The sequence below is a fragment of the Paenibacillus sp. GL_099_B genome (assembly GCF_057835695.1).
Genome location: NZ_CM174430.1, coordinates 6,698,535 through 6,723,283 on the forward strand (window position 1 = coordinate 6,698,535; position 24,749 = coordinate 6,723,283).

Consider the following 24,749-nt stretch of genomic DNA (forward strand, 5'->3'; position numbering starts at 1 on the left):
AGAGGAAGGGAATGACGATCATGACTGTTATGAACATTGAGCGCGACTGGGATAACCTCAGCGTGCTGGAGAGAAACCGTGCGAAGAGTCGCTCCTATTTTATTCCTCATTCCAATAAAGAAAGTGCTCTGAGTTATGACAGAGGAAGCTCTCCATGGTTCAAATCGCTGAATGGTATTTGGAAGTTCCAATTTGCTGAGGGGCCGGATCTAGCCCCCCCCGATTTTCATCAAAATGAATATGACACCTCAGGTTGGGATAATATTCGTGTCCCTGGCCACTGGCAGTTGCAAGGCTACGGAAATCCGCATTACACGGATCTCGACTACCCATTCCCTGTTGATCCTCCTCATGTACCTAATGATAATCCAACGGGTAGCTACGTAAGGGAATTTACGCTGCCAGACCATTGGGACGGAAGAGTTGTTTCACTTAAGTTCGACGGTGTAGATAGCGCCTTTCATGTATGGATGAATGGTGCATTTGTCGGCTACAGCCAAGGCAGCCGGCTGACATCAGAGTTCGATCTGACCCCTTTCCTTCAGGCGGGAATTAACCGATTGGCGGTCCGGGTATACCAGTGGTCTGACGGTAGTTATTTGGAGGACCAGGATATGTGGTGGATGAGTGGCATTTTCCGGGATGTCTATCTGGTTTCCGAGCCTTCAGCATCCCGCATTACAGATTATCGAATTGTAACGGAGCTAGATACAGAGTTTACCAATGCGGTACTGTCGGTCCGCTTAGATCTGGATGGAGAAGAAGTTCAGGGCAAGGTGCAGTTGCAACTGCTGAATAACGTTGGCGAGCAGATCCTGTCTGCTGAGAAGAATCTAAACCATCCTTCACATGTCGAGTTCAATCTGCCTGTGGCAAAGCCTTTTTTATGGAATGCCGAAGCTCCTTATTTATATCATCTGATCATTTCAGTGGTTGATTCGAAGAATCAGGTTATAGAAACGATTGCCCTGCGAGTTGGGTTCCGCCGTGTGGAAGTCAAGGATGGACAGTTCTTGGTGAATGGAGTAGCGATCCTTCTCAAAGGAGTAAACCGACATGACCATCATCCAGATACGGGACGAACCGTTACGGTATCCACCATGCTCGAAGATATTCAAATGATGAAGCAGCACAATATCAATGCGGTGCGGACGGCACATTATCCGAACGACCCGCGGTTCTATGATCTGTGTGATGAGTATGGGTTATACGTTATGGAAGAGACGGACCTGGAGACGCATGGGTTTGAGCCGCTGGGTAATATTTCACGGCTTAGCGATGACCCCGCTTGGAAGGATGCTTATATTGACCGCATCCGCCGTATGGTAGAGCGCGATAAAAATCACCCTTCCGTGATTTTCTGGTCGCTTGGCAATGAATCGGGCTTCGGCTGCAATTTCCGTGCGATGTCTGAGTGGTGCAAAGCCAATGATTCCACACGTCTTATCCATTATGAAGAAGACCGTGAAGCGGAAGTATGTGATGTGGTGAGCACGATGTATTCTTCCGTGGAGAAAATGGAAGGATTCGGCCAGCTAACCGATCATCCGAAACCGCATATTCTATGCGAATTTGCCCATGCGATGGGTAATGGGCCTGGAGGGTTACGGACGTATTTTGACACCTTTGACGCTTATCGGCGTCTTCAAGGTGGATTTGTCTGGGAATGGATCGATCACGGGCTCAGCAGAAAATCAATCGATGGCAAGGCTGACTACGCTTACGGCGGAGATTACGGGGATGTACCGAATAACAGTAATTTTGTTATTGACGGGCTGGTTCGCCCAGACCGTACCCCCTCTCCGGGACTCATTGAATATAAGAAAATCATCGAACCTGTAAGGGTCGAATTGATAGACGCAGGAAAGATTCGCGTAACGAATCGGTATGACTTTGTGACTTTAGATCATCTGCAGGTTCATTACAGTATCACGGCTGATGGACGAACCGTTAACAGTGGTGTTCTCGTACTTCCGCAGATTAGTCCGGGTGATAGCGCAAACGTATTGATTCCAAATTTGAATTTGACAGATCAACAGTCGATCCATCTCGAGCCGGGTACGGAGATGTGGCTGAATGTCGGATTCACGTTGGCAGCAGACTGCGCTTGGGCGGAACAGGGGCATGAGGTGGCTTGGGTGCAGTTTGCACTGCCGAATCATTCCACATCAGCCGTATCTCCCTCATCCCTGCTGTCTGTAGAGCAGAAATTGACAGTCACCGAAGAAGGACGAGAGCTAATCCTTACCAATGACAGCTTCCGTATTTCTTTTAATCGTCTACGTACAGGGGTCACCTCACTTCACCTGAACGGAAAGGAACTCATTCAAGATGGACCACGACTGAATTTCTGGCGTGCTCCGATTGATAACGATATGTATGTGCTCCCGGATTGGCGCAAGGCACACCTCGATCGACTGACCGAGCGGATAGACGACTTCCGCTGGGATCGATTGAATGAAACATCCGTGCGTATGACTTGGACTTCACGCATAGCACCTCCTGTCTACGATTGGGGCTTCCGCTGTGAAACGTCCTATACGGTTACTGCAAGCGGACTAATCATTATAGATGTGAAGGGAATGCCGGAAGGAACACCACCTACTATGCTCCCGAAAATCGGTCTTCAGATGAAAGTTCCCGGTGATATGGACCGTGTGAAATGGTATGGCCGCGGGCCGGGAGAGAGCTATTCGGATAGCCGGGAGGCCGGACGCTTCGGCGTATATCAGAGCAGTGTAGATGGACTGCTCACGTCGTATATCTATCCCCAAGAGAACGGAAATCGGACAGATGTTAGGTGGGTGTCGATCGTTGATGGGGCAGGAATCGGTCTGCTGGCGGCAGGAGCGCCAACGCTTGATTTCAGCGCCAGACGTTACACGGACGGTGATCTGGAGAAGGCTCAGCATATGAGCGATTTGACACCTCGTGATTTCATTACTCTGAATCTGGATTACCAACAGAACGGACTGGGAAGTAACAGCTGCGGCCCAGCACAGTCCCCTGAGAATACAGTTAAACCGGAAGCGTTCCGGTTCCGCATCTTGCTTCAGGCGTATATGGCGGAGGATAGCTCTCCTGAAAGGCTGAGCCGCCGAATGAGTACAGAAGCGATGCAATATGAAATGGAGGAAGATAAAGATGCTTAATACACAGGACGTTTTGAATTTATCTGGCAAGGTAGCCGTCGTTACTGGTGGGGCATCAGGCATTGGGCTGGCCACCGCTGAGCTTCTAGCGAGCTTCGGGGCACATGTTGTCTTGATTGATATTAATGAGGCTGCGGGTAACGAGGCAGTCGCCAGTATCCGTGAACAGGGAGGCCAGGCCAGCTTTTACTGCTGCAACGTGACCTCTGCCGCAGATTGTGAACGCACAGCTTCAGAGATCAAATCGGCTCTTGGAGGAATTCATGTCCTGTTCAATAACGCAGGGGTTATTCGCCGCAAAACGGTTACCGAGTTGGATGAAAGAGACTGGGATCTTGTACTAGATGTCTCACTCAAAGGCGTCTTCCTTCTCTCTAAATATGTAATTCCCATTATGGAGCAAAACGGCGGCGGTAGCATCATTAACACAGGTTCAGGTTGGGGACTGAAAGGCGGAGACCGCGCAGCAGCGTATTGCGCAGCAAAGGCAGGCGTTGTCAATCTGACACGTGCCATGGCTATCGACCATGGAGCGGCGAATATTCGAGTCAACTGTGTATCACCAGGGGATACAGATACACCACTCCTGCGTGACGAAGCGAAGCAGTTACAACAGGATGAGTCAGCATTTCTGGTTGCCTCCGCAGGAGGCAGACCTCTGGAGCGTCTAGGTACACCGCGTGATATCGCGAATGCCGTATTGTTCCTAGCGAGTGACTTGTCCTCATGGGTAACAGGCAGTGTTCTCGTTGTTGACGGAGGCGGAATCGCTTAGGGCGGATAAGAACTACCATTTTCCCAACATATGAACGGAGGCGTTAATTGTGGCTGACAACAAAACATATGCCCATCCCTATATTCCAAATACCGTTCCGGAGGTCCGGGACGCGATGCTGAAAGAAATTGGTCTCACGTCTATGGAGCAACTCCACGACGCGATCCCTGACAGCCTGAAGCTGAAGCGGGAGATGGACCTTCCGCCAGCCATGAACGAGTATGAACTACGCCGACATATTGATGGACTGTTAGCGAAGAACAAACACAGTGGAGATTATCTTAATTTTCTGGGTGCAGGATGCTGGCAACATTTCATTCCAGCTGTATGTGACGAGATCAATCAACGTTCTGAATTCGTGACAGCCTATGCCGGGGAGCCTTATGAAGACCATGGTCGATTCCAGGCCCTATTCGAGTATCAGAGCTTGCTTGCCGAACTCGTGGACGTGGATGTCGTGAATGTTCCAACCTTTGACTGGGCTCAGGCTGCTTCCACCGCGATTCGGATGGCAGGGCGTATTACAGGGCGCAAAATCGTGCTGCTCCCGCGTTCCGTAGACCCGGATAAGGCGGCAATTATTCGTAATTACTGTACTCCAGTCATGGATATTCAATATGTTGACATCGATCAGGCAACAGGACGAATGGATCTGAATGATCTGCGTAGCAAATTAAGCGACGATATCGCGGCGATTTACTTTGAAAATCCCGGTTACCTTGGAATCATTGAGGATCAGGGTGCCGAGATATCTGAACTGGCTCATAAGATTAATGCCATTTCTATTGTAGGTGTTGATCCCATATCACTTGGAGTTCTGGAGCCTCCGGGCCGTTACGGGGCCGATATCATTTGCGGAGATTTACAGCCCTTGGGTATGCATATGAACTTTGGCGGTGGGCAGGCTGGCTTTATCGCAACACGTGATGAGGAAAAATACGTAATGGAATACCCTTCCCGGTTATTTGGTATCGTGCCAACCGAAGTGGAAGGCGAATATGGCTTCGGAGATGTTGCCTATGAACGTACTTCATTCGCTCTTCGGGAGAAAGGCAAGGAATCGGTAGGAACTCAGACCGCTTTATGGGGCATTACGGCAGGAGTATATCTGGCCCTCCTCGGTCCTTTCGGAATGCAGGAGGTTGGTAGCACCATTATCCAGAAATCGCATTACGCTGCAAAACAGATATCACGAATTCCAAGTGTGTCACTTCGCTTCGAAAATGGCACCTTTTTTAAAGAATTTGTTGTTGATTTTAATGATACAGGTCTAACTGTTGAGGAGATCAACCAGAGATTAATGGAGACAGGGATTTTCGGTGGTAAGGATTTGTCTTCATCCTACCCATCATGGGGTCAATGTGCACTGTACTGCGTCACGGAAACGCATACCCAGGCTGATTTGGACCGACTCGTCGATACTCTTCGTTCCATTGTCAGCACATCATAATGATCATATAGAGGAGGAATGAACGCCATGAAACGGATTCGCAGAGATCATAAGGTTCGCATGTTTCACCAAGCTAAATGGGATGAGCCCGTTATCTTTGAACTTCACCGGCCCGGAGAGCGGGGCGTCATCCCGCCGGGAACGGAAGCGGCTGTAGCTGCTGAAGTAGGCTCCGCAGAAGACAACATACCGGCATCCATGCGGCGGCGCAATATTCCCGCTTTGCCAGAAATCGGGCAGGCAAAGGTACTGCGGCATTATCTGAGATTATCCCAAGAAACGCTGGGATCGGATATGAACGTGGAGATTGGGCAGGGAACCTGCACGATGAAATATATTCCCCGGATTAACGAAATGCTTATCCGCAATCCACGTATGACCGAGCTTCATCCGCTGCAGGATGTGGATTCTGTTCAGGGGATGCTGGAAATTTTCCATAATCTCGATCTGGCAATGCGAGAGATTTCGGGTATGGATGCGTTCTCCTTTCAGCCGAGTAGCGGAACCCAGGCACTTTTGGCTATGGCCTCCATCGTTCGCGCCTATCATGATTCGCGCGGTGAAGGTGAACAACGTGACGAGATCATTACAACAATCTTCTCTCACCCCTCCCAGGCCGCTACAGCTGCGGTTAAAGGATATAAGATTATTACGTTGCATCCAGACGAGGATGGATTCCCGGACCTTGAGAAACTGAAGAGCGTTGTCTCCGAGCGGACAGCCGGATTTGTTGTGGCTAATCCGGAGGACACAGGCATCTACAATCATCGTATCCGCGAATTTACGGATGTGGTGCACGAAGCTGGTGGTGTCTGCTATTATGATCAGGCTAACGCAAATGGCCTGCTCGGGATTACACGAGCGAAGGAAGCGGGTTTTGATATGTGCTTTTTCAATCTTCACAAAACCTTTGCTGCGCCCCATATGTGCGGCGGTCCTGCTACGGGTGCTCTCGGTGTGACGGAAGAATTGAAGAAGTTCATGCCCGGCCCTTTGGTGGATAAGAATAATGACGGACGTTATATCTTGAGAGATCAAACGGAAGTCAGCATCGGTAAGGTACGGAGTTTTCATGGTGTAGCCCAAACTGTACTCCGTTCCTACGCCTGGATTATGAGCCTCGGACCGGACGGTCTGAAAGATGTCGCCCAGGTGGCGGTGCTGAATAACAACTATCTATATCATAAAATTGTTCAAATACGCGGAGCGAGTGCCCCGTATGTCCAAGGACGCCGTTTAGAACAGGTACGCTACAGCTGGAAACAACTCACGGATGAGACTGGAGTGACGACGGAGGATATTACGCGGAGAATGTGTGACTTTGGCTTGCATTATTGGACCTCTCATCATCCATATATTGTTCCACAGCCGTTCACACTGGAGCCAACCGAATCCTATTCCAAGGAGGATCTCGACGAATATATCCATGCGCTGGAGCATATCTCGAATGAAGCCTATACTCAGCCAGATATCGTCAAATCGGCTCCGCATAATAGCACTGTGCATCGCAATGACGAATCATCTTTGGACGATCCGAAGCAATGGTGTATTACCTGGCGTGCATATTTGAAAAAAACACAGCCAGAGCTTCACTAACCACATTATCATGCACGCAGCACCTACTCGTATTGTTCTTATAGTGGAACATTAATATTACTCATTTTATAAATAGACATAAAAGTAAAGATGACCCTCAACACGCGTTGAGGGTCATTTTAATATACATTCTATCGCTTTCAGTTGGAGTATACACCGAATTTCTTATTCACTCAGCATGGACTGTGTGAAACTGATCCACTCCCGGGTTGCGAAGGACAAATATCGGTCCTTCCGCCAGATCATGCCGAGCTGCCACGGAATTACAGGCTCCACAACGGGAATAATGCGCACACGCATATGATCCACCTCACGGCAGATCGTTTCTGGCAGCAAAGCCACACCCAGATTGGCCGCTACCATTGCACTGAGCAGGTCCCATTGGGAGCTCTCATACACCACCCGAGGCTGGAATCCCGCATACTGACAGGCGGCGATTATCCGGTCATGCAGTGCAAAATCTTCCCGAAACAGCACAAATGCATCATTCTCCAGTTCACGTAGCGCGACAGAGTCTTTACCCGCAAGCGGGTGCGAAGGATGTACGAGCAGATTCAGCTTCTCTTTCACAAAAACAAAATGATCCACCAGTTCATCCACCGTTGGAAGAACGGCAACGCCAATATCCAGTGCACCGCTAATCACGTCGGCCTCCACTTTTTTCGCACCATCCTCGAACAGCTGAATGGTCACCTGGGGATAGGCTTTGTGAAATTCACCGATAATCATCGGGAAAAAGCTGGACCCCACCATCGGTGGCAGACCAATCCGAAGGTGTCCTTTCTTCAGATTCATTAGATCGTCCAGCTCGGATGATAAGCTGCGGAATGACTTTTCAATCTCCAGCGCCTGTCGGAAAAAGACATGGCCTGCATCCGTTAACGCTACCTTCTTGCCATAACGATCCAGCAGCGTTACGCCCAATTCGTCTTCCAGGCTTTTGACGGTTTTGCTAATGGTCGGTTGTGTAATGAACAGCACTTCGGCCGCTTTGGTGAAGCTTTGCTGCCGAGCAACTTCCAGAAAATATTGCAAATGGCGGATATCCATCGTCTGATCCCCATCTCTCATAGATAAATGGAATGGTAAACATTCTTAATATGCATTTTACTCATGAAAGAATGCGATGTAAAATTTGTGATATCAAGTGAATCATTTTCATAAACAACTCAAAATCATCACATTCATTATACAAGGAGGGATTGAAGTGAAGAAATGGGGCCTTGGCATTTTGCAAGTTGCGCTCTTGATGGCCTTTTCACTGCTCATGGACCAGTTGGCCCGTGCTCTCCATCTACCTGTACCAGGTTCCATACTCGGCATGATCGTGCTGTTTATTTTGCTTCAGACCCGAGTCGTGAAGCTGCGCTGGATCGAAATTGGAGCTGCCTGGCTGCTCGGTGAGCTGCTGCTATTTTTCATTCCGTCAGCCGTTGGCATTATGAACTACATGCCCATGCTGGAGCAAGACGGACTGCAAATTCTATTTATTGTTCTGCTTAGCACGTTTCTCGTCATGGCCTGCACAGGCCTTGTTGCCACCCGAATCGCCAAACGAAAGGAGCGTCACACCGGATGATTGGATTCCTCTGTCTCTTGTTAACCGTCGGTATATACTTGGTCGCCAAACGCATGTATCGTAACCTGCCCAAAGTGTATCTGTCTCCGCTGCTGATTACGCCGCTTCTTGTCGTCGGTGTGCTGCTCGCAACAGGTACGGATTACGCAGCCTACAGCAGTGGTGGTAAATGGCTAAGTTTGCTGCTTCAACCGGCAACGGTGGCCTTCGCCATACCGCTCTATACTTTCTTCCATGTACTCAAAAAGCATATTTCCGAGATCGTCTTCAGCGTTATGACGGGCTCCGTCGTGGCGGTCCTCTCTTCTGCCCTGCTCGCCAAATGGCTGCGCCTGGACTCCGGACTCATTCATAGTTTGATCCCGAGATCAATCACGACCCCTATCGCGATGAATGTATCGGCTACCATTGGAGGCATTCCGGCGGTTACAGCGGTTTTTGTCATCATGACCGGTCTGCTGGGGGCAATTATGGGGCCATCCATTGTGAAAATGCTGCGTATTGATGGTGAGATTGCACGTGGAACGCTGCTTGGAACCGGTGCCCATGGCACAGGTACATCCAAGGCATTTGAGCTCAGTTCACTGACAGGAACCATCTCCAGCATCTCCATGGTACTGGCCGCATTGTTCACATTGGCGGTTGCACCCGTGCTATCCAAACTTATTTTCCCATAATAGATGGAATTAACCCTATTTCTTGAAATATTATTGTTGTATTAAAGCCCTTTCTTCCTTACAATAAGGACAGGTTTTAATTGTGAATATTGCGGGGGAGATGCGATGAAAAGAACCGGAATGAAGAGATCTCTGGACCGCCTTGGACGAATTGTCCTTCCCAAAGAAATGCGGGATACGATGGAAATCCATATCGGCGATCCGCTCGAGTTTTTCATTGAAGGGAAAGAGTTGATTTTGAGAAAGTACAAATCAACATTGTGTATTTTTTGCGGTGATGTGGATACGGAAATGTATTTCAAAGAGCAATTCATCTGCCGGACTTGTGCAATTCAATTAAAACACCCGGATGACACTCCCGAATGGTTCGTTCCTCAGAACAAACAGGCTCCTGCACCCGTGGAGCGTCCTGCTACCGAATCCGCCACTGTCTCATCTCCTGCATGGGAAGAGGGGACTACAGCTGCCAACCAAGAGTACCCGGACCTGCGGCCAAAGACGGCACGCATGCTGCAACAGATGAAGGAAATTGTTGAACAGAATCCCGGTTTGGCTCAACAGCAAATTGCGGAAAAGCTTGGCATTAGCCAAGGACGCGTCTCCCAACTTAAAAAACTACTATAATAGGAATTTATTCGATTATTTATAATCAGGAGACCTTCCGTTTCAAGAAGTCCCGTTGCAAGAGAACCCTTTGAACTCCGTGGGTTCTTCTTTTTTTTGAGAGATAAATCATAAAAAAGACGACTACCGCTTAATCACAGTGGTCATCTTTTTCAATATTCTTTAATCCAGCGTGTAACTCTTAGACCTGCACGAGATCCATATCCATTTCTTCTGCTTCCAATTTACGCATCCCCATAATAAGAACGACAATGTTGGCAACCAGCAACACCGCTGGGAAAGGAACAGCTGCGTATTGTCCATAAATTAGATGGCTCCCCACAGCCCCAATCAGAATAAACGTCAAAACTCCTGAAGCCAGAATACGAGTACGAGGAATCAATAGACCCACCGCACTGAGCAGCTCTACTACACCAATGAGATACATCGTCCATGTAGGATAGGAGAAACCTTCGAAAGTCTGTACCATCATCTCTGCTCCACTAACCTTGTTAAAGCCTGCCATTACAAACATACCTGCAAGCACAACCAACGCAATATATCCCAAAATTCTTATGCCTTTGTTCATATGTATAATCCTCCTGAAAATGAATGTCCATATCCATCTGTTTTATAAAAAGCAATCTATGTAAAAGTTACAACGTAACTCTATTTTTAAAAATGGCAGTTTGCACTGCAAAATTGGTATGTGCTGATATTATACATATTAATAATCATTAACTTACTTTTATGAAGTGAGTATATAATAATAACATTATTTATTCAAGTAATTTTTTGACGAATAGTGTATAATACATACAAAAGGTATGTTACAGTACATTTTGTAGTAACATGTTTGACTTCATTGTCCCTTACTTTGGTCAGAGCGGCAGAAAGCCACGCACTTTTATATATACGAGGAAATCCATCACTACTTACTTGAATCGAGGTGAACACGTTGAAGCTGAGAAAAGTAAAATCACCAAGTCCCTGTCTCATTACGCAAGCCATGGATATCATCGGTAAGAAATGGGTACTGCTCATCATGTACCAACTGTTATCCGGACCCAAACGATTCACAGAGCTGGAAGCAGAAATGGCGATTAGCGGTCGGTTGTTATCCGAACGTCTGAAGGAAATGGAAATGGAAGGTATCGTAACCCGCCATATGTATCCTGAAATTCCGCCTCGCGTAGAGTATGAATTGACGCCCAAAGGCAGAGCTATTGAACCCGTCATTAATCAGATTTACAACTGGTCCTCAGACTGGTTGAAACAGCAGCAGTCTACTAAGTAGCCAGATTCTGATTCATGTACAACACAAAGACGCCTGAATTGAATTGATCTTCGGATCAGTCCAGATTCAGGCGTCTTTTTCACGCGTTTATATTTCTGTTTACGTCATAAAAGGATTAATGCGAGAGGTGTTTGGATGGCTGAAGCTGCACCGGCAATCCCGAATCTGCCGAAACCAAGGCCGCCGTTGTAATTTCCTGTGTACGGCAGGCATCCGCATAATCGGACAATAGCCGTGAACGATCTCCGGTACGAAGGGCGTGAATGAACGCTTCATTTTCCCGCTCATACGGGTTATGCCCTGCGGGAATCTCCAGACCTGCCATCGCATGAGGGGCAGCACTTGGCAGAAGAAGACGTTCAGGTGTCCAGTCCCATACTCCGGCATCCGTGTAGAACTGGAGCCCCGCACCGCCCTCACCATCTGGCAGCAGGCAGGTGTTGGCAATGCTTGCGATCGCTCCACTCTCCAGCTTAAGTGTTACATTCGCCACATCAGCTACCGTGACATGCTCATGCTTTTCATGCATACTGCGTTGGGCCGCTACAGCGTATACCTCTGTCACTTCACCAGCACAATACCGCAGCAAATCCACGATATGGGTCGTCTGTTCCACAAACTGTCCCCCGGAGCCTTCCTGGCGACGCCACCAAGCGACTCCCGGCATTCCGCCCATCCAGCGTCCAAGCGCCATGCCGACGGTCTGCTCTTTCATCGCTTCTTTCAGTACCTGTGCAGCCTCCTGATAACGGAAATGATAACCTACCGATGTCAACAATCCGGACTTCTGTACCTGATCCAACAACTGACGAGGAATATCCATGCCTGTACTCAGCGGTTTTTCCACCAGGAACGGGATACCCCGACGAATCAATTCAGCTTCAATCAATCCATGAGACATCGGAGGAACACAGATATAGACTGCATCCAGCTTTTCACCATCCAGCATATGTTCAAGTTCACCGTAGCCAACAGCCTCATAGACGGAAGCCATAGCCTCTGCCTTCTCCAGCGTTGTTCCGCAGACAGCTGCTACACGAACGCCTTCCATTCGTGCCAGAATATCTGCATGTACCTTGCTGAACCAACCTGTTCCAATGATTCCGATCTGTAAAGTCATAGATGTAAACCCCTCTCCTTGTTACACGCTTACATGTTCCATTCGACCCCCAGATGCGAAATCCTGCATTACATTTTGCCCGATGCTTCCATGAGCAGCTGATCCAGTTCATTCGCAAACCGAATCGCTTGCTCCTCCCGCCAATCCAGGTGTTCAGCCATATACTGAATAACCACTGCCTTATACTGGCGGACTTCATCAATGCGGAAAAACAGGTCTCCGGTGCGTCTCACAAAAAAGTCTGCCGGTGTCACAGCCATCTCCTCGTCAATGGCATAACGCAGCATTAGCAGCAGCTCCTGTGACATACCATGCAGGTCGGCCTTTGTCCGCGGATCAGGCATCCGTTCGTACAGTGCGTCCACATTGGAACCATACACTCTGGCTAATCGTTCCGCAGTAGATCTGTCGAGTCCAAGTGCTACCCCATCCTTAATCTTGCGTTCAGCATACGCACCAAATCCGGCGGAACCACCAACATCGCCTCCGGAGATCGGCATCTTTTTCGTAATACATGGTCCAGCGGATCTCCCCGTCTCCTGCTCCAATTGGCGAGCAGTCAGATCAACAACCATCTCTGCCATCTTGCGGTACCCGGTTAATTTTCCCCCGGCAATCGTGATCAACCCCGAAGGGGCTACCCACACTTCATCCTTGCGCGAAATTTCGGAAGGCCCTTTACCCTCCTCATGGATCAAGGGACGTACTCCAGCCCAACCGGACTCCACGTCCTCAGCTCGAATCCGAACGTCCGGGAACATGCCGTTGACGGCATCGATGACATAATCCCGGTCTGCCTCAGAGATTAACGGGTGTGCGGGATCATCTTCAAAGACGGTATCTGTGGTTCCCACATAGGTTTTCCCATCCCGCGGGACAGCAAAGACCATTCGTCCATCCGGTGTATCAAAATATACAGCCTGCCTTAACGGGAAACGTGTACCGTCGAATACCAAATGAATACCTTTCGTCATCTGCAACGTTTTGCCTTGGCGCGAACCATCGATTTTGCGCAGCTCATCCACCCATGGACCGGAAGCATTAATCACCTTGGTTGCCCGCAAATCATAAGATTGACCGCTGATCTGGTCCACAGCCTGAATTCCGGTAATGACCCCATTCTCCTTCAGGAATGCTGCTGCCTTCACATAGTTCACTGCCTGTGCGCCGCGCCGCACCGCTTCCTTCATCACTTCAATGGTAAGCCGGGCATCGTCCGTTCGGTATTCCACATAACGTCCACCACCCAGCAGTCCTTCCTTGCGCAGCAAAGGCTCACTGTCTGAGACGGCACCGGCATTTAACATTTGGCGTCGTTCACTACGCTTCACTCCGGCAAGCCGGTCGTACACCATCAGACCAATGGATGTGCTGAAGCGTCCAAAGGTACCCGCCGTATAGATGGGGAGCAGCATCGGTTCGGGTGTTGTTACATGCGGCCCGTTCTCATACACCACCGCCCGCTCCCGTCCCACCTCAGCCACCATTTTCACTTCAAACTGCTTCAGATACCGTAGACCGCCATGCACCAGTTTGGTCGAACGACTGGATGTGCCTGCCGCAAAATCCTGCATTTCTACCAGTGCTGTCTTCAATCCGCGGGAAGCTGCATCCAGCGCAATCCCGGCTCCCGTGATTCCCCCACCAATAATCAATATGTCAAAATGTGCATTCGCCATCCGATCCAGATATTCGGTTCGTTTTTCCGCTGAGAACGATGTTGTCATCCCGATTCCTCCCATTGATTACCTCTGTTTTACCCACAAAAGCACAAAAAAAAGACCACGTCATTCGCTTCAGCAATTGCTGAGCGGTACGTGGTCTCTCCCGATCTCCAGACATCATTTTTTTAACTTGTGACTTAATCCTATCACACATTTAAGGCGGCGTGAAGGCCTGAAATGACACATTATTCAAAAAAATTTCAAAAAGTTGTTCTGCCTGCGGATGGAATTTCAAACTGATCCACTAATCATTTATTTTTCCTTATAGTGGGTATATATTTTCTCTTCTCCAGGAAAATAAACCCTGTAAGTTATGCATCATTTCCCACCAATAAATATCATTTATTGTAGAACTTTATCGAAAAAGTACAAATACCCATTTGAAATTTAATCCACTCATTTGAACACCATAGCTGCCTTCACTGCACGTTGCCACCCTGCATACAGTTCTGTACGCTCTTCTTCAGCCATAACCGGCTGGAAGACACGTTCCGTATTCTCGTGATTCGCCAATTCATCCGCGCTATTCCAATAGCCTACTGCAAGTCCTGCCAGATAAGCCGCACCTAATGCCGTCGTTTCGTTCACATTGGGGCGCTCCACAGGGATATTCAGAATATCACTCTGGAATTGCATCAGAAAATCATTGGCCGCCGCTCCCCCATCTACGCGCAAGGCATTCACTGGAATACCTGAATCGGATTCCATTGCCTCCAGTACATCCTTGGTCTGATACGCCAGTGCTTCCAGGGTTGCACGGATAAAGTGTTCTTTGGTCGTTCCTCGCGTCAAACCAAACACTGCTCCCTTAACCTCACTGTCCCAGTAAGGGCTTCCCAGACCTACAAATGCAGGCACCATATAAACGCCGTCTGTAGAGGGTACACGTGCCGCATAGTCCTCACTGTCTTTTGAGGAACGAAGCATCCGTAAGCCGTCACGCAGCCACTGTACCGCCGAACCTGCGACAAAAATACTGCCTTCCAGCGCATACTCGATTTTGCCATTAATGCCCCATGCAATAGTTGTAATCAGGCCATGGTTGGATTGTACGGGTTGTTCACCGGTATTCATAAGCATGAAACAGCCGGTGCCGTACGTATTTTTCATGCTTCCCTTTGTATAACAGCCCTGACCGAATAATGCCGACTGCTGATCTCCTGCTGCTCCGGCAATCGGAATCCGATGGCCAAAGAAATGGTAGTCAACCGTATGTGCGTACACCTCGGATGAACCGCGCACTTCCGGCAGCATCGCTTTGGGAATGTCCAGGATATGCAGCAATTCATCATCCCATTGCAGATCATAGATGTTGTACATTAATGTGCGGGAAGCATTGGATACATCAGTGACATGAGTACCACCGCTCAGCTTCCAGATCAGCCAACTGTCGATTGTACCAAACAGAAGCTCACCCTTCTCTGCACGCTCTCGGGCACCAGGCACATGATCCAGAATCCACTTCACCTTGGTCCCCGAGAAGTAAGGGTCAATGAGTAAGCCTGTTTTGCGATGAAAAAGGTCACCCAGTCCCTTCGCCTTCAACTCATCACAAATATCAGCCGTTTGTCTGGACTGCCAGACTACTGCATTATAGATGGGCCGGCCCGTTTCTTTGTCCCATACCACAACCGTTTCCCGCTGGTTCGTAATGCCGATGCCGGCAATCTGGACCGGCTTGATTCCACTTTCGGCCAGACATGAAGCCATCACTGCCAGAATGGAGCTCCAAATTTCATTGGCGTTCTGCTCCACCCAGCCCGGCTTGGGAAAGTACTGCGGAAATTCCTGCTGTGCAATATGCACAATCTCACCGCTCCGGTTAAACAGAATAGCCCGGGAACTCGTCGTTCCCTGATCTAGAGCCAATATATATTTTTCCATACAGACAACCTCCTGTTGTGGGATTACTGCTTATATTCTGTATGCGATTTCTTGTAATGCCGAATCAGGTCCATGTTGGAAGTTGTTACTGCGGTAGCTCCGGCTTCCAGCGCCAGTTCAACCTCTTCCGTTGAGCGGATCAACCCACCTGCAATAATGGGTATACCTGTCCGTATGGATACTTCTGCAATAATATGCGGGATAACACCGGGCAGTACTTCAATATAATCCGGTTGGGTCTTGGACAGCAAAAGATAACTTTTCTCCAGCGCATTTGTATCCAGCAGAAATACACGCTGAATGGCTGTAATCCCTTTCTGTTTCGCCTTCTGAATTACACTGGCTCGCGTCGAAATCAGTCCTGCCGGACGAATATGCTGGCATAAATACTCTGCGGCATATTCATCGTTCTTCAGCCCCTGCACCAGATCGGCATGCAGTACTATTTTCTTGCCACGTCGCCGTGCTTCTTCCAGCAGACTATGAAGCTGTGCAATATGCGTATCCAGCATAACCCCATAAGTGTAAGGGCCTTCAATCATTGCTTCAAACTGCTTCATGCTCTTGGCAGCCGGTAACACATACTGTCCCTCAAATGGCACCTTCGTTCCTCCCGCATAAATCAGATGCCTATATTGTATAGTCGTATGGTATGAACGGCAAGCGAAGTCAGGACTGTAAGATTAATTCTTGGCTTGAGACTGGACCGTTCCATTCTCTAAACTCAAAAAAGCTGTTCATGTATACCCCAGAAGGAGCATACACAAACAGCTTAAACTGTCCTGTCTATTGAGCAGTCTGACAGACAGACTTTATGGCAAAATCATATTGAACGATCGATCGGGATCAACCTTTTAGGCCTGGGCATGCGGAAGCAAGGTCTCTTCGCCAGCCCATCCATCATTTTCTGCCAAGTGACCGGAACGGCTCACTTTGGTCTGCAAATATTTTTCGTTGAAGGACGAACGATCTCCCCACAGTGGCACACGTCCACCCACATTCAGTCCCGCTTCCTGCAAAGCAGCGAGCTTGCGTGGATTGTTGGTGATCAATGTAACCGGAGCTGTACGAAGTGCCCGCAATACGGCGATGGCATCATCATAATTACGAGCATCGTCTGTAAACCCAAGTTGCAGATTTGCGTCAACGGTATCCAGACCTTCCTCTTGCAACAGGTATGCCATCGCTTTGCTGAACAGACCGATGCCACGCCCCTCATGGTTCGCCAGATAGAAGAGTGCGCCTGCTCCATGGGCAGCAATCATCTTCATCGATTGCTCCAGTTGGAAGCCACAGTCACAACGTTTGCTTCCAAAGATGTCGCCCGTATGACAGATGCTGTGCATCCGAATCAGTGCTTCCTGGGCTTCGGCAAAGTCACCGTACACCAATACGCTGGATTGCTGACGTTCAGCCAGTTCGGCAGTAGCGAGAGATTCAATCAGCTCGCCGCTTTCCATAGCTTTCTCCGATTTCATCCAGCTGTACCACTGGAAGGTATGTGTCTCTCCATCAAGGTTCACCGGAAGTTTAATTGGCCCAACGAGGTAAATGAATTCTTTTCCACTCGGAAAAGTCTGGATTTTGGGGGCAAGCAGTTGAATAATATGTGAATTAATCATTAGTAAGTTCCTCCTGTTAAGCCATCTTGGTTATGAATTGATTCGCATCCAGACGGAAAATGGATCACTGGATTGCATATCATACGTATCTATATTATTGTCATCATCATTAGTTACTTTATGTAAGCAAGTTTAAAATAAAAATTATGTTGTGTCAAGTAACTTTTGTTTTTAAAGTAACTAATAAATTTATGATACGCAACCGACACAAATTTGTGTTTCATTTCAGGAATATTGGGTATGAGTTTATAAACTGCTCATACACTTATGTTGTAGTCCATCGCACTTCATGCCTCGAACTTAACGATGAGGGGGTTATCACATGATCCGCCGGAAAAGAACATGCTGGACAGCCATTCTGCTAGTCTGTGTCATGCTGGTGAGCGGATGCTCCATATGGCCGGGACAGAACGATTCATCGAGCAACAAAAAGGTAGCGCTTACATTGTGGTACTGGAACCGTTCCATCGATGATAAGCTGATTGCCAAGGCCAAGGAAAAGTTCCCCAATATTGAACTGACCGCCCAGAAAATCGGTGGTGATTTCAAAGCAAAACTCAAAACGACACTCGCTGCGCGCTCAGGTGAGCCCGACATTGTCGCATTGAACGATTGGATCATGGAGCTCTTTCCCAGCGAGGACCGTTTCTATAATCTGTATGATCTTGGCGCAGGTGACGTTGAAGACCAATATCTGGATTGGAAATGGAAGCAAGGCGTTACGCCGGATGGACAAATGATCGGTTTTCCTATGGATACGGGACCGACAGCCCTCTTCTACCGTGCAGATCTATTTAAAGAGGCCGGATTGCCTTCCGAGCCTGAAGAAGTGGCTCGTCAGATCAACAACTGGGATGCCTATTCTGCTGCAGGAGAAAAGATCAAGGAAAAGTTCGGAGGCAAGGTATTTCTAACCGACAATATTGGAACCGTTTACAATCAAGTGTTATCGCAAGGAACCGAACGGTATTTCCGTCCTGACGGCTCGTTTATCGGCATGGATTCTCCACTCGTCAAGCAGAGCTGGGATACCGCCGTATCCTTCAAGCAAAAAGGGCTGCTCGCTAATGCCGACGGCTGGACCCCGGGCTGGAACGCAGCGATGAATAATGGTGAGATTGCTTCCTTTGTGGGAGCCGTCTGGATGAAGCAGGTACTGCAGGAAGCCGCGCCGGATACCTCTGGCAAGTGGCGAGTCACTCGCGCTCCTGGTGGAGATGGCAATAACGGTGGATCATTCCTGTCCATTTTGAAGTCGAGCAAACACCCAAAAGAAGCGTTCGAAGTCATCCAGTGGTTGCAAAGCCCGGAAAACCAACTTGAACAATATAAAACGTTGAACCTGTTTCCTTCGGCACCTAGTGTGTTTGATACACCCGCGATGAAAGAAGAAGAGCCCTTCTTCGGCGGACAGGCAACAGGGCCTGTATTTGCCGAATCGGCACAGCATGTGCCAGAGGCTTTCTTTGGCGAACGATACCCTCCGGTGCACAACATCATTACTCGGCGGCTGAATGATATTGCGAAGCAAAATGCCAACCCGGAGCAGGTCTGGCCTGATACGGTTCACCGTGTTGAGCGGGAGTTACAGCGTTAATTCAAACACTCTTATGAGATGGCAATCCGCAAAGGAGGAATTCATATGGCTGTAACCGAACCTCGCCTCACTCCGGATCCCGGAAAGGTAAGTCCGGATTTGGATCGGCAGAAATCACTCTTGTCCCGGATGTGGGAACATCGTGCACTCTATGTGGCGATCTCCCCGTTTTACATTCTGTTTGCCGTGTTTGGACTGTTTCCGATCGGTTTTTCCTTATATCTGGCCTTCCACAAATGGGATGGCATTGGTGTGATGACCTATAACGGACTAAACAACTTTAAATATATGCTGACCGATGCAGAATTCTGGCAAGCGGTGGGCAATACGTTCATGATCTGGATATACGCGACCATCCCGATGTTGTTCTTTGCCCTGATCATTGCGTTTCTGCTACATGCACCGTTTGTGAAGTTCCGTACGCTGTTTCGCGTGGGATATTTCCTGCCGAACGTGACGTCCATCGTGGCCGTCGCCATTATCTTCGGTGCCCTATTTGCCAACAACTACGGGTTTCTCAACTATCTGCTACAGTCCGTCGGACTTCCAGTTGTGGAATGGCTGAACGCACCATGGGGCATCAAAGTGGCGATCTCCTCTATGGTGGTCTGGCGCTGGACAGGATACAACGCAGTCATCTATCTGGCCGGACTTCAGAGCATCCCGCAGACATTGTACGAGGCTGCCAAGATTGACGGTGCATCCGGGATACAGTCTTTTTTCCGAATTACGATTCCGATGCTGCGTCCCGTCATTCTGTTCACTGTGATCACATCAACGATCGGCGGCATGCAGCTATTCACCGAGCCACAAATTCTCGTAGGTAACGATGGCGGCGCAGGTGCGGCAGGGATGACCATTGTATTGTACCTTTACCGCGAGTCATTCATTAACAACTATTTTGGCTACGGTGCTGCGGTTGGTTGGGGCATGTTCCTCATTATCGCCCTGTTCTCGATTGTGAACTGGAAGCTCGTTCAAGGCAAGTCATCCTGATGTGACAAGGGGGGAGCGCTCATGACGTCCAAATCTCTCAAATCGCTGGTGTTGTATACCGGTCTTATCGGGGGCATGCTCATTTCCATGTTCCCATTCTATTGGCTGATTGTAATGTCTACCCGGACGACGTCCGACATTTATAAGTTCCCACCTCAGCTCTGGTTCGGGGGCGAACTGTGGAACAATATCAGTCGGGTGCTTCAGCAGATTGACTTCTGGGGCGCATTCATGAATACGTTGTTTGTGTCGGGCTTGGTGACGGTACTGGTGCTGTTTTTTGACTCATTGGCAGGATTTGCGTTTGCGAAGTTTGAATTTCCGGGTAAAAAATGGCTCTTCGTCCTGCTGCTCGCCACCATGATGGTGCCTTCCCAGCTGTCGCTGGTCCCTTCCTTCGTGCTAATGGCGACGTTCGGATGGGTTGGTTCCTTCAAAGCCCTCATTATTCCGGGCATGGTGAATGCCTTCGGCATCTTCTGGATTCGTCAATATGCCACGGAGTCCATACCGAATGACCTGCTGGATGCCGGGCGAATCGATGGCTGTAATTTTTTCCGGCTCTATTGGAACGTAGCGTTGCCCATTCTGCGGCCTGCGTTTGCTTTCCTCGGCGCGTTCACGTTTATTGGCGTATGGAATGATTATCTCTGGCCCCTGATCGTCCTGACGGATGCGCGAAAGTATACGCTGCAGATTGCGCTGTCTCAATTAAATGGACTGTACAATACGGATTATGCGATGGTTATAGCGGGTACATTGCTGGCTGTTATTCCGCTGATCGTGATGTTCCTGTTCATCAGCCGCCAGTTTATCTCCGATATTGCCGCAGGAGCTGTAAAGGATTAGGGATAGCGAATTTTGATCCATCCCTCAAGTCTGATATTCTTATCTATAGATAAATACCAGATGCCATATAAGTTGGATGAATAGACAGCATTCATTTAACTTATATATTCAAGAAAGAGGGATGACAAAATGGCTTCTTCACCCTATATGATCGGCGTAGATATCGGCACCACCTCCACCAAGGCCGTCCTGTTTGAAGAGAACGGAACCATCGTGGCTCAAGGCGGTGCCGATTACCCGCTGTATACTCCTACTCCTGCGATTGCAGAGCAGGATGCAGAAGATATTTTCAAAGCCGTAGTAGAATCGGTTAAACAAGCGACCTCTAAAGCCGGCATCAAACCGGATGAAATCTTGTTTGTATCGTTCAGTTCTGCCATGCACAGCATTCTACCTGTTGATGAACACGGCAAACCACTGATGCGGGCGATGACTTGGGCAGACAATCGCAGTGCCGAGTGGACGGAAGCACTCAAAACCGAAATGAACGGTCACGAAATCTATTTGAGAACCGGTACGCCGATTCATCCGATGTCACCTCTGACCAAAATCATGTGGCTAACCAGAGATCAACCTGAGCTGTTCAAACAGACGCACAAATTTATTTCAATGAAAGAATACGTATTTTATAAATTGTTCTCCGAGTATGTAATTGACCACTCCATGGCCTCTGCTACGGGAATGATGAATCTCGAAAAGCTCGACTGGGACGAGGAAGCTCTACATGTCGCAGGCATCACTCCGGATCATCTGTCCCGCCTTGTGCCGACGACTCATGTACTCAAGAAAGGCTTGAATCCTGAGTATGCCAAGGAGATGGGAATTACGGATACGACGCCATTTGTCATCGGGGCAAGTGACGGCGTGCTCTCCAATCTGGGCGTAAACGCAATCGATCCAGGCGTCGTGGCGGTTACCATCGGGACCAGCGGAGCGATTCGTACCGTCGTGGACAAGCCGGTCACCGATCCGAAAGGGCGCTTCTTCTGTTATGCACTCACTGAGGATGCGTGGGTGATTGGCGGTCCGGTCAACAATGGCGGGGTTATATTCCGTTGGATTCGGGATGAGTTTGCTGCATCTGAGGTAGAGACAGCGAAACGACTCGGAATTGATCCGTATGAAGTATTGACCCGTGTCGCCGAAAATGTACCACCGGGCTCGGAAGGCCTGCTGTTCCATCCGTACATGACGGGTGAGCGGGCCCCACTCTGGAATCCGAATGCACGCGGTTCATTCTTCGGCCTGACGCTGCATCATAAGAAGGAGCATATGATTCGCGCTGCTCTCGAAGGTGTCTTGTTTAACCTGTACACCGTCATGCTGGCGATTGAAGAGAAAATCGGACGTCCCAAAAAGATTCAGGCGACAGGCGGCTTTGCCCGCTCTGAGCTGTGGCGCCAGATGATGGCTGATATTTTCGACCAGGATGTCATCATTCCCGAAAGTATCGAGAGCTCCTGCCTTGGGGCAGCTGTATTAGGGCTTTATGCTCTTGGCCGCATCGATTCCCTCAGCTCCGTCTCCGGCATGATTGGATCGACCCATCGGCATCAGCCAGACCCGGATAGCGTTCGCGTCTATCGCGAACTGCTGCCGATCTTCATCCGCATCTCCCGCAAATTTGAAGAGGAATATGCCGATATCGCTGCATTTCAGAATAAACCGATGCAGAAGTGAGTTAGCTACGCCAACGAATCACTGCACGTTAAAGAGGGTCATCCCACTATGTCTATGACATATGGGATGGCCCCTCTTTATGTACTTTTTTTGCACAAATACCCCAAATACCATAGGTGCATTGCCCATCACACCATCAGCAACGGTGACATGATAAGCAAGATAGATAACGAAGTATCTCATAAGAAGAACCACCAAGAACATGTAGGCATCCAACGCTAACTGATTCGATGTACGGCAAAAAGAGAGCAATTAATCGAATAGTAAATGATCGATAGCTCTCTTTTCTGATTAAATCTGGATGTTCATCTGTATCCTATTTATTGCAATCATCCATTATATTTGCTGAATGCATCTTTATCTGCCTGCACATTTTCCAAATATACAATCTGTCCCGTCTCATTCACACGAGCGATATCAATGCCTGTCTTGGCATATACCGTTCCGTCCGCAGCTTGTCCACATACCGCCCAGTTCGTTTGATAGCTGCCGTCCGGCTGAAGCTTCCATTGGTCCCACATATGTTTCACATCGCTATTGTATTCATAAAAAGCCTTCATAAAACCATCAAATCCTATTCTTCTGGTGCCATTAAGCACAATTTCTGCATCCGGTGTAAACAGGGACAAGAGATCCTGCATCGCGCGTTCGTCTGTACGGGAAGCGTCAAATAAACGGAAATAGTTGTTTAACAAGGTAGTCATGAGTATTCCTCCTGTGATGTATAATCCGATTTGAATTTAAGTTCGAAAAATTTCAAACTAACTGAGATGAAATGTACCACACTTTATATCCCTAGAACAACCATCAGTTCGAAAATAATCAAACATTGAAAGAGACTATCGAATATGCTACCGTCATAGATATGAAAACTCCAACGATACCTATGGCTTCGGAATTGAATCTGACCAAGGTCTGCAACGCACTCGGTGATCCGGTACGGATGAAAATTGCACACTGTCTGGCCAGCTCTGGCGAGAAAAACTGTTCCGCCTTCGAAGTAAACCATATTTCCAAATCAACGTTGTCTCATCACATCAAAATCTTGCGTGAAGCAGGCCTTATCCGGCCTCGCATTGAAGGTAAACAGCACTTTTATTCTCTGCGAAAGGAAGACTTGAACTCCCGCTTTCCCGGTCTTGTTGAACTGATTCTGAATACAGGCGAGGAATATGTACATTAAGGAAAACTAAGCTTGAATCATGCGATACATCATCTTATCGATTGTATAAAGGTGGTTGATTTCTTGGATAAAAAAGCGGCAAAAATTCTTCTAGGCACCTTCTGGGGAAGCGGCGGCTGGAAAACAATATCTGCTCCCTTCTCGGGGGATGACTTTGAATATGCCAAAAGCAGAGGGGTCATGTTCGATCGACTGACCATTAGCCATGATGAGATCGTCACACGTTTGCGTGAAGTTCATCAGGACGACTCCATCAAGCGACGGGTAGTATCGGCATTTTTACACAGTTTATCTACCAAAAAATTGTACCTTCGCAGCGCCCTTTCCAGCTGGGCTTTAACATCGCAGCTGCCTTTGCATACCTATGAGGAACGCCGAGCACTGCATGCCAACACCAGCTCCTGCGGGGATTGTAACTTCCTGCGCCTGCAATCGGACAAGACGTACACGGACGTGGATCTGAATGTATTGAACTTTGAACGGGTGAAATGGGGCGGAGTCCGCCACAACAACCTGTTATACTGCCTGATGGATCTGGATCTACTGCTGGCTAGCAAGGAAGCCATCTATGAAGTGACTGACGCAGACATCGCTATACTTGTGAGCATGCTTGAAGCAGCGCAAACCTGCGAGCCTCATGACAGCGCACGCGGGTTGGAGAAACGCTGGAAAGGCTTATTTCCTTCGAGCAAACAGGAACGCGACGCCATCCTCGAAATCTGGGGTGCATCCGGTCTGCTTGTTCCGCAGGATACGCCACGGAAAAGCAGAGGCGGGTACAGCGACTTCCACTTTACCGCAACCTGGCAGGGCGATGACGGTTATAGCGCAGATGCGGCGATTTCCCTCTTTGGCTCCTATCTGCCCCAGAAACTTCAAGCCCTTAACCAGCCCTAGGTCTGCTTAAACCTGGTTATATGAATGACAAACAAATACTTAGGTGGATATAGTAAAAAACACTACAG

The 24,749-nt window shown here is 48.7% G+C and carries 22 protein-coding genes; 14 read left to right on the forward strand and 8 right to left on the reverse strand.

What is annotated here, in order from left to right:
• Positions 1-20 precede the first annotated feature (20 nt).
• Genes lacZ through gcvPB form a run of 4 tightly spaced genes read left to right on the forward strand, consistent with a single transcriptional unit; the run spans position 21 to position 6,973 of the window.
• Positions 21-3,152, forward strand: a complete 3,132-nt coding sequence (gene lacZ, locus AC3ITG_RS30415; protein WP_489252253.1) for a beta-galactosidase, LacZ type — start codon at positions 21-23, stop codon at positions 3,150-3,152.
• Complete coding sequence (locus tag AC3ITG_RS30420; RefSeq protein ID WP_489252254.1) at positions 3,145-3,927, forward strand: SDR family NAD(P)-dependent oxidoreductase; 783 nt, start codon at positions 3,145-3,147, stop codon at positions 3,925-3,927. Before lacZ ends, AC3ITG_RS30420 begins: the two co-directional genes overlap by 8 nt.
• A gap of 49 nt (positions 3,928-3,976) precedes the next feature.
• Positions 3,977-5,377 carry an aminomethyl-transferring glycine dehydrogenase subunit GcvPA gene (gene gcvPA / locus AC3ITG_RS30425; RefSeq protein ID WP_489252255.1) on the forward strand — a complete coding sequence of 467 codons (1,401 nt, stop codon included), beginning with the start codon at positions 3,977-3,979 and terminating at the stop codon, positions 5,375-5,377.
• Positions 5,378-5,404: 27 nt separating this feature from the next.
• Complete coding sequence (gene gcvPB / locus AC3ITG_RS30430; protein WP_489252256.1) at positions 5,405-6,973, forward strand: aminomethyl-transferring glycine dehydrogenase subunit GcvPB; 1,569 nt, start codon at positions 5,405-5,407, stop codon at positions 6,971-6,973.
• A gap of 165 nt (positions 6,974-7,138) precedes the next feature.
• On the opposite strand, the gene cidR is transcribed toward gcvPB, so the two are convergent.
• Complete coding sequence (gene cidR / locus AC3ITG_RS30435) at positions 7,139-8,023, reverse strand: cidABC operon transcriptional activator CidR (protein WP_489252257.1); 885 nt, start codon at positions 8,021-8,023, stop codon at positions 7,139-7,141.
• A 157-nt stretch (positions 8,024-8,180) separates the two neighbouring features.
• Here cidR and AC3ITG_RS30440 point away from each other — a divergent pair, with 157 nt between their 5' ends.
• The 3 genes from AC3ITG_RS30440 (at position 8,181) to AC3ITG_RS30450 (ending at position 9,853) form a co-directional block, all read left to right on the forward strand.
• Complete coding sequence (locus tag AC3ITG_RS30440; protein WP_063567332.1) at positions 8,181-8,552, forward strand: CidA/LrgA family protein; 372 nt, start codon at positions 8,181-8,183, stop codon at positions 8,550-8,552.
• A complete protein-coding gene (locus AC3ITG_RS30445) occupies positions 8,549-9,229 on the forward strand; it encodes a CidB/LrgB family autolysis modulator (protein ID WP_063567333.1) in 681 nt (226 codons plus the stop codon). Before AC3ITG_RS30440 ends, AC3ITG_RS30445 begins: the two co-directional genes overlap by 4 nt.
• Positions 9,230-9,334: 105 nt before the next feature.
• Entirely contained in the window at positions 9,335-9,853 is a 519-nt protein-coding gene (locus AC3ITG_RS30450; RefSeq protein ID WP_379437091.1) for an AbrB/MazE/SpoVT family DNA-binding domain-containing protein, read from the forward strand.
• A gap of 181 nt (positions 9,854-10,034) precedes the next feature.
• Here AC3ITG_RS30450 and AC3ITG_RS30455 read toward each other — a convergent pair whose 3' ends face one another.
• Positions 10,035-10,421, reverse strand: coding sequence for a DoxX family protein (locus AC3ITG_RS30455; RefSeq protein WP_163755498.1), 387 nt, complete (start codon positions 10,419-10,421; stop codon positions 10,035-10,037).
• A gap of 420 nt (positions 10,422-10,841) precedes the next feature.
• Between AC3ITG_RS30455 and AC3ITG_RS30460 the strand changes: the two genes are divergently transcribed.
• Positions 10,842-11,129, forward strand: a complete 288-nt coding sequence (locus AC3ITG_RS30460; RefSeq protein ID WP_062321783.1) for a winged helix-turn-helix transcriptional regulator — start codon at positions 10,842-10,844, stop codon at positions 11,127-11,129.
• Between the two features lie 115 nt (positions 11,130-11,244).
• On the opposite strand, the gene AC3ITG_RS30465 is transcribed toward AC3ITG_RS30460, so the two are convergent.
• The 5 genes from AC3ITG_RS30465 to AC3ITG_RS30485 form a co-directional block, all read right to left on the reverse strand.
• The gene (locus AC3ITG_RS30465; RefSeq protein WP_489252258.1) at positions 11,245-12,249 is read right to left on the reverse strand and encodes a Gfo/Idh/MocA family protein; all 1,005 of its coding nucleotides are present in this window, start codon (positions 12,247-12,249) and stop codon (positions 11,245-11,247) included.
• Between the two features lie 68 nt (positions 12,250-12,317).
• Positions 12,318-13,976 carry a glycerol-3-phosphate dehydrogenase/oxidase gene (locus AC3ITG_RS30470; RefSeq protein WP_489252259.1) on the reverse strand — a complete coding sequence of 553 codons (1,659 nt, stop codon included), beginning with the start codon at positions 13,974-13,976 and terminating at the stop codon, positions 12,318-12,320.
• A 393-nt stretch (positions 13,977-14,369) separates the two neighbouring features.
• Positions 14,370-15,857 carry a glycerol kinase GlpK gene (gene glpK, locus AC3ITG_RS30475; protein WP_489252260.1) on the reverse strand — a complete coding sequence of 496 codons (1,488 nt, stop codon included), beginning with the start codon at positions 15,855-15,857 and terminating at the stop codon, positions 14,370-14,372.
• Between the two features lie 23 nt (positions 15,858-15,880).
• Positions 15,881-16,459, reverse strand: a complete 579-nt coding sequence (locus AC3ITG_RS30480) for a glycerol-3-phosphate responsive antiterminator (RefSeq protein ID WP_076287428.1) — start codon at positions 16,457-16,459, stop codon at positions 15,881-15,883.
• 252 nt (positions 16,460-16,711) lie between these two features.
• Positions 16,712-17,479 (reverse strand): GTP cyclohydrolase II, encoded by a 768-nt coding sequence (locus AC3ITG_RS30485; protein ID WP_489252261.1) that lies wholly within the window; start codon positions 17,477-17,479, stop codon positions 16,712-16,714.
• Positions 17,480-17,801: 322 nt separating this feature from the next.
• Between AC3ITG_RS30485 and AC3ITG_RS30490 the strand changes: the two genes are divergently transcribed.
• The 4 genes from AC3ITG_RS30490 (at position 17,802) to gntK (ending at position 22,601) form a co-directional block, all read left to right on the forward strand.
• Positions 17,802-19,076, forward strand: a complete 1,275-nt coding sequence (locus tag AC3ITG_RS30490) for an ABC transporter substrate-binding protein (RefSeq protein ID WP_489252262.1) — start codon at positions 17,802-17,804, stop codon at positions 19,074-19,076.
• A 129-nt stretch (positions 19,077-19,205) separates the two neighbouring features.
• A complete protein-coding gene (locus AC3ITG_RS30495; protein ID WP_090952660.1) occupies positions 19,206-20,072 on the forward strand; it encodes a carbohydrate ABC transporter permease in 867 nt (288 codons plus the stop codon).
• A 21-nt stretch (positions 20,073-20,093) separates the two neighbouring features.
• A complete protein-coding gene (locus tag AC3ITG_RS30500) occupies positions 20,094-20,921 on the forward strand; it encodes a carbohydrate ABC transporter permease (RefSeq protein WP_062321352.1) in 828 nt (275 codons plus the stop codon).
• 129 nt (positions 20,922-21,050) lie between these two features.
• Positions 21,051-22,601, forward strand: coding sequence for a gluconokinase (gene gntK, locus AC3ITG_RS30505; protein WP_489252263.1), 1,551 nt, complete (start codon positions 21,051-21,053; stop codon positions 22,599-22,601).
• Positions 22,602-22,930: 329 nt separating this feature from the next.
• Here gntK and AC3ITG_RS30510 read toward each other — a convergent pair whose 3' ends face one another.
• On the reverse strand, positions 22,931-23,305 hold the full coding sequence (locus AC3ITG_RS30510) for a nuclear transport factor 2 family protein (RefSeq protein WP_413374139.1): 375 nt from the start codon (positions 23,303-23,305) through the stop codon (positions 22,931-22,933).
• Between the two features lie 125 nt (positions 23,306-23,430).
• On the opposite strand from AC3ITG_RS30510, the gene AC3ITG_RS30515 reads away from it, so the two are divergent.
• Positions 23,431-23,784, forward strand: coding sequence for an ArsR/SmtB family transcription factor (locus AC3ITG_RS30515; protein ID WP_489252264.1), 354 nt, complete (start codon positions 23,431-23,433; stop codon positions 23,782-23,784).
• Positions 23,785-23,847: 63 nt separating this feature from the next.
• Entirely contained in the window at positions 23,848-24,681 is an 834-nt protein-coding gene (locus AC3ITG_RS30520) for a hypothetical protein (protein WP_489252265.1), read from the forward strand.
• Positions 24,682-24,749: the final 68 nt, after the last annotated feature.